Below are 4659 nucleotides of genomic sequence, written 5' to 3' on the forward strand. Positions count from 1 at the left end.
GACCGTGAAACGACTCCACGCCGATGATAGTGCGGATACCCGTGTGAAAGTAGGTAATCGCCAGGCTCTCCCTTGAAACCCCCCAGTACGAAAGTACTGGGGGGTTTTGCTTTTGCGGCTTCGTTTACGCTGATCGGTACACTTGTGCCTGATTCTTTGCGCCGGGCGTCAGCTGCACGCATAATCACTGTTCCGGCTGCCTTTGCGCGTCGCCCCTCTTAAATCATCCGAATGCCAGCCGACGGCGAAGCCTCGTGGTTTCTTTACCTGCTCGAATGCGAGGGCAACACGATCTACACCGGCATTACAACGGATGTCGAACGACGTTTTGCCCAACATCAGGCGGGAACGGGTGCTAAATATACGCGATCGCGCAAACCCATCAGGATCCTGGGCTGGCAGCGCTTTGATAACCGCTCTGAAGCCTCAAAAGCCGAGGCGGCGGCAAAGAAGATGACTTCTGCGCAGAAGCGGGTGTTTTGCGTGAGATTGGCGGAAAAAGTGGCCAGGACTCCTGGTGTCGATCCTGTTTGAGCTTTACCCCCGTACCGTTATCCACCGCCCATCGGCGGAACCCTTCTTGCCCACCGACAGTGCCCTCTAACCTTCCTTAAGTCTGGTTTAAGGATCGCGCTTTAGGATGGTCCTGTCGCGTCCAGCCAGCCCGGACGCCTGAGGTAACCAAGAAAGGGAAAACGCCATGATTCGCCAGACGCTCGCACGCTCAGCCATCGGTATTGCTGCCCTGGCCGCTCTTGCCGGGGGGTATACCTATCTGCAGAAGGAAGTCATCACGCCGGGATATGCCGCACAGGCGCCCGTAACGGCCCAGGCCCAACCCCTGGCTGTGGCGGCTCCCACCGATTTTTCCAGCATTGTCGATCAGTACGGCCCGGCGGTGGTCAATATCAGCGTGACGGCGCGCGCGCAACGTACGTCGGCGCAAGTGCCGCAGGGTATGGACCCGGATGATCCGCTGTTCCAGTTTTTCAAGCGTTTCGGACCGCAATTCCAGGCCCCGCAGAATGGCCAGCAGCAACTGGTGCGTGGCCTGGGCTCGGGCTTTATCGTTAGCCCGGATGGCCTGATCCTGACCAATGCGCACGTGGTGGACGGCGCGCAGGAGGTGACTGTCAAGCTGACCGATCGCCGTGAATTCAAGGCCAAGGTCCTTGGTGCGGACGCACAAACGGACGTGGCGGTGATCAAGATCGATGCCAAGGAATTACCAACGGTACGCCTGGGCGACCCCTCGCGCGTGCGCGTGGGTGAGCCGGTGCTGGCCATTGGCTCGCCTTATGGTTTTGAGAATACCGTGACCGCCGGCATCGTCAGCGCGAAATCGCGCTCCTTGCCCGACGATACTTATGTGCCGTTCATTCAGACCGACGTAGCTGTCAATCCCGGCAACTCGGGCGGACCGCTGTTCAACCAGCGAGGCGAAGTGRTCGGCATCAACTCGCAGATCTACAGCCAGACCGGTGGTTATCAGGGGCTGTCGTTCTCGATCCCGATCGACGTGGCAACCAAGGTGCAGGCGCAACTGGTGGCGCATGGCAAGGTCACGCGCGGCCGCCTCGGTATCGGCGTGCAGGAGGTCAACCAGGCCCTGGCGCAATCGTTCGGGCTGCCAAAGCCTAGCGGCGCGCTGGTCAATTCGGTCGAGCCGGACAGCCCGGCAGCCAAGGCTGGCCTGAAGCCGGGCGACGTGATCGTGCAACTCGGCAACGACGTGATCGATCACTCTGGCGACCTGCCGGAACATGTGGCGGATATCACCCCAGGTACGCAGACGTCGCTGAAGGTGATCCGCAAGGGCGAGCCCCTGACGTTGACGGTGAAGGTCGGTACGGCAAAGGATGCGGTCGTCGCCGGCAAGAGTCCCGCCAATGACACCGGCGGCAAACTTGGCCTCGCCGTGCGCCCGCTGAGTCCGACGGAGAGGCGCGACAGCGGCATTGACGGCGGGCTGGTGGTCCAGGATGTCGCGGGCCCGGCCGCAAAGGTCGGTATTCAGCCGGGCGACGTCATCCTGTCGATCAACGGTACGCCGATCAGTTCGGCGGAGCAGTTGCGGGCACTGGTGGCGAAGTCGGGCAAGCAGGTTGCACTGCTGGTGCAGCGCGACGATGCCCGTATCTTTATCCCGCTGGATCTGGGTTGAGAATGAAGTTAACAGCCGAGTTAACCACAGAGTTAACCGCGGTGTTAACATCGGCATGAAGTACGGGCGGGCCGGCGCGAAGGTATACGTGCCGGCCCGCCAAGCCTTATTGGGCGCCGAATTCCGGTGCAGAAGGGCTGCCAGAACGCTCGGTAACAGGTATTATCTCGACTGCGACGCAAGACACGCCGCGATGGCCTCGGCCATTGATGCGTAAATCATCTTGCTGACTCGATGACACAAGGAAGTCTATGCAGTTGGATTTCACCCGGACGTCCGCGACCACGGGGACCGAAAGGGCGCGGCGCCTGCCGCAAGCCAAGCCCGCCCCGCGCCGACGCAAGAAGGCCGAAGCCGCTCCGCATTGGGAGCGTGGCTACCGTTCGCACTTCTACCGCAATGAGCGCGGCGAGAAGCTGGGCGAGGTACGCCTGTCCGATCGCGGCGATATGCCGGTGGTCTATCACTGGGCGGCCGGTAATTACTCCGGCGCGGAGGGCTCGCTCGCACATGCCCGCATGCGCGTGGAAGAAACCATTGGCTTTGGCATGCGCCAGCTGGCGCTGTTTTAAGCAGACCGCCAACAGAACGTTTTTTTGCGAAGAACAGTACGCGCGCGCTCGGCGCCGCGTTTCAGCGGAGCGAACCGCTCCGGCACGGCCAGTCAGCTCCTCGCGTGGACATGACGCGGCCGGCACGGCAGACAGCTCTGCCTTCTCCCCGGCACCAACCTCCCAGTCGTCGGCAAGCGCTGTTCAATCGAGGCGGCGTTGCGCCAGCATAAAGACAGCTCCCGTCAGGGCAAGCACGGCGATCAGCCGGTAGAGATCCTCGCACGCGATCAGCCTGGCCTGTGTATCCACCAGTCCAGCCAGTTGCACGAGCGCGACCCGGTGGGCATGGATTGCATCGAGCCCGCGAGCGCCCAATACCGCTTGCGTTATGTCCATCCACTGCTGCGTCTGCTCCGGATGCTGGCCGAGCGCGCTGGTCAGGCTGGTATGCACGGCAAACTGCCGGTTCTGCAGGAGTACGGCGCCAAGCGCTGACGCAAAGGAGGCAGCGATCTGGCGAAGCAGGTTCTTGCTGCGATAGCCGTGGGCGAAATCGTCACCGGCCAGCGAACGAAAGGTCAGGCCCGCAATGGGGATGATGACCATCACGCCAAACAGTCCCTTGCCGACCAGCCCCCATGCCAGCGCAGCCGGACCGGCGTTGGGCGGCATCGAGGAAAACCACCAGGCCGCAGCGGCCATCAGCAAGAGGCCGCTCGCCATCAGCGGCTTCTTGCGCGGCAGGCGCGGAGCGAAGCGCAGGTAGATGAAGATGCCCGCCAGGCTAACCGTGGCCGCGAAGGTGTTGAGCCAGCCGGTTGTCGCCAGCGGCAGGCCTAGTGCCTGCTCGGCGTAGATCGGGAACACGTAGCCGCTCAGGTTGCTGATCAGGTAGTAAACAAAATACATGGCCAGCCCGGTCAGGTAGACCGGGTTGCGCAACGCCCGCAGATGGAGCACAGGCGTGCTGTGGTGCCATTGCTGCCAAAGGAACCCCATCAACAGGCCGATGCCCAGCGCGCAGATCAGGGCCAGCCGCAGCGGGTGCGAGAAGATATCGAAGCGGGCTTCCGTCATGGCGGCCTGCAAGCTCACCACGGCGGCACCGAAGAGCAGCAGCGGGCCCAGCGCGGGGCCGGAATCATCCTGATACGGCTCGGCATCGGGCAGCAGCAGCCAGGCACCCAGCGCTGCCAGCGCGGCGAAGGGCAGCACGCCATAGAACACGTCCTGCCACACGCCATGCTCGATCAGCTCCGCAGCCATGGCCGGCGCCAGCGCGGATGCCGTGAAAATACCGAGCATGAAGATGCGGGAGGCGCGCGGCCGGTCTGCCGGCGCAAACATCACATTGACCAGGATGCGGCAACTAGTAAACAGCGCGCCGCCACCGACGCCCTGCACGAAGCGCGCACCAACGAGCTGTGGCAGCGAATAGCTGGTGGCCGCCGCCAGCGTGCCCGCCATGAAGATCAGCAATGCGCCGGTAAGGTAATAGCGATAGCCAAAGCGTTGCGCCAGCCATTGTTGCTTGAGGATCATCAACATGCTGCCCACGGCGTAGGCGGCCTGGACCAGGGCGAAGCTGCGCGGGTCGGCATCGACGCCGCCGACGATATGGCTCGATGCGAACACGAACATGATGTTCTCGAGGAATTCCACTGACGTGGCCAGCGCGAGCAACAGCATGACCAGCGTCTGGCGCTGCCGATGGCTGAGCAGGCGCAGCCAGCGCAGTCCCAGCCGCAGCGGTTGCAGTGCGGAAGCTGTTTTCATGGTTCCAGCTTGAGCAGGTTCTGGTGCATGCGGCTCAGGGCGCGCGTGGAGGTGGCAAGGCCGCTTTCTCCCAACGGTTCCCAGGCCTCGGCGTAGGCAGCGTGCACGGCCGGCGCGACGCGCTGCAGCATGTGCAGGCCGGCGGCCGTCAGTACGAGTTCGGTA

General features: G+C 62.9%; 4 protein-coding genes. 3 read left to right on the forward strand and 1 reads right to left on the reverse strand.

The genetic code is table 11. The annotated features are described in order from the left end of the window. Positions 1–231: 231 nt before the first annotated feature. The 3 genes from AC1DKD_RS39350 (at position 232) to AC1DKD_RS39360 (ending at position 2736) form a co-directional block, all read left to right on the forward strand. Positions 232–534, forward strand: coding sequence for a GIY-YIG nuclease family protein (locus tag AC1DKD_RS39350; RefSeq protein WP_441631855.1), 303 nt, complete (start codon positions 232–234; stop codon positions 532–534). Between the two features lie 166 nt (positions 535–700). Next, complete coding sequence (locus AC1DKD_RS39355) at positions 701–2164, forward strand: DegQ family serine endoprotease (protein ID WP_477144575.1); 1464 nt, start codon at positions 701–703, stop codon at positions 2162–2164. Positions 2165–2415: 251 nt separating this feature from the next. Continuing rightward, positions 2416–2736 carry a hypothetical protein gene (locus AC1DKD_RS39360; RefSeq protein WP_045235519.1) on the forward strand — a complete coding sequence of 107 codons (321 nt, stop codon included), beginning with the start codon at positions 2416–2418 and terminating at the stop codon, positions 2734–2736. A gap of 183 nt (positions 2737–2919) precedes the next feature. On the opposite strand, the gene AC1DKD_RS39365 is transcribed toward AC1DKD_RS39360, so the two are convergent. Beyond that, positions 2920–4494 carry an MFS transporter gene (locus AC1DKD_RS39365; RefSeq protein ID WP_441631859.1) on the reverse strand — a complete coding sequence of 525 codons (1575 nt, stop codon included), beginning with the start codon at positions 4492–4494 and terminating at the stop codon, positions 2920–2922. Between the last annotated feature and the right edge of the window lie 165 nt (positions 4495–4659).

This window comes from Cupriavidus sp. 05T313 (genome assembly GCF_056396665.1).

What these genes read in the sequence shown, in the direction of transcription:
- AC1DKD_RS39350 (WP_441631855.1), top strand. Translation starts at nt 232, where the DNA reads ATGCCAGCCGACGGCGAAGCCTCGTGGTTTCTTTACCTGCTCGAATGC.
- AC1DKD_RS39360 (WP_045235519.1), top strand. Translation starts at nt 2,416, where the DNA reads ATGCAGTTGGATTTCACCCGGACGTCCGCGACCACGGGGACCGAAAGG.
- AC1DKD_RS39365 (WP_441631859.1), bottom strand. Translation starts at nt 4,494, where the DNA reads ATGAAAACAGCTTCCGCACTGCAACCGCTGCGGCTGGGACTGCGCTGG.